This is a genomic window from Brevibacterium salitolerans, from assembly GCF_039531405.1.
GTDB lineage: Bacteria > Actinomycetota > Actinomycetes > Actinomycetales > Brevibacteriaceae > Brevibacterium > Brevibacterium salitolerans.
In genome coordinates this window covers 1-1,300 of sequence record NZ_BAAAPZ010000022.1, presented here as the reverse complement: position 1 = coordinate 1,300, position 1,300 = coordinate 1, and the positions used below count along the sequence as shown (strand labels likewise).

At 57.5% G+C, this 1,300-nt stretch carries 1 rRNA gene; it reads left to right on the top strand.

The window, feature by feature from the left end:
* Positions 1-1,254, top strand: a 16S ribosomal RNA gene (locus tag ABD240_RS17040); the annotation flags it as partial.
* Positions 1,255-1,300: the final 46 nt, after the last annotated feature.

Sequence of the window (1,300 nt, the reverse complement as noted above, 5' to 3'; positions counted from 1 at the left end):
CGACGGGTAGCCGGCCTGAGAGGGCGACCGGCCACACTGGGACTGAGACACGGCCCAGACTCCTACGGGAGGCAGCAGTGGGGAATATTGCACAATGGGGGAAACCCTGATGCAGCGACGCCGCGTGAGGGATGACGGCCTTCGGGTTGTAAACCTCTTTCAGCAGGGAAGAAGCCCCTTTTGGGGTGACGGTACCTGCAGAAGAAGTACCGGCTAACTACGTGCCAGCAGCCGCGGTAATACGTAGGGTACAAGCGTTGTCCGGAATTATTGGGCGTAAAGAGCTCGTAGGCGGTTCGTCGCGTCTGCTGTGGAAACGCAAGGCTCAACCTTGCGCGTGCAGCGGGTACGGGCGTAACTAGAGTGCAGTAGGGGAGTCTGGAATTCCTGGTGTAGCGGTGAAATGCGCAGATATCAGGAGGAACACCGGTGGCGAAGGCGGGACTCTGGGCTGTTACTGACGCTGAGGAGCGAAAGCATGGGGAGCGAACAGGATTAGATACCCTGGTAGTCCATGCCGTAAACGTTGGGCACTAGGTGTGGGGCTCATTCCACGAGTTCCGTGCCGCAGCTAACGCATTAAGTGCCCCGCCTGGGGAGTACGGCCGCAAGGCTAAAACTCAAAGGAATTGACGGGGGCCCGCACAAGCGGCGGAGCATGCGGATTAATTCGATGCAACGCGAAGAACCTTACCAAGGCTTGACATACACCGGAATGTGCCAGAGATGGTTCAGCTCTTTTGAGCTGGTGTACAGGTGGTGCATGGTTGTCGTCAGCTCGTGTCGTGAGATGTTGGGTTAAGTCCCGCAACGAGCGCAACCCTCGTTCTATGTTGCCAGCACGTGATGGTGGGAACTCATAGGAGACTGCCGGGGTCAACTCGGAGGAAGGTGGGGATGACGTCAAATCATCATGCCCTTTATGTCTTGGGCTTCACGCATGCTACAATGGTCGGTACAAAGGGTGGCGATACCGTGAGGTGGAGCGAATCCCAGAAAGCCGGTCTCAGTTCGGATCGTAGTCTGCAACTCGACTACGTGAAGTCGGAGTCGCTAGTAATCGCAGATCAGCAACGCTGCGGTGAATACGTTCCCGGGCCTTGTACACACCGCCCGTCAAGTCACGAAAGTCGGTAACACCCGAAGCCGGTGGCCCAACCCTTGTGGGGGGAGCCGTCGAAGGTGGGACTGGTGATTGGGACTAAGTCGTAACAAGGTAGCCGTACCGGAAGGTGCGGCTGGATCACCTCCTTTCTAAGGAGCATCACGTAAAGCACATCATGGTCCTGCCCCCTGGGGT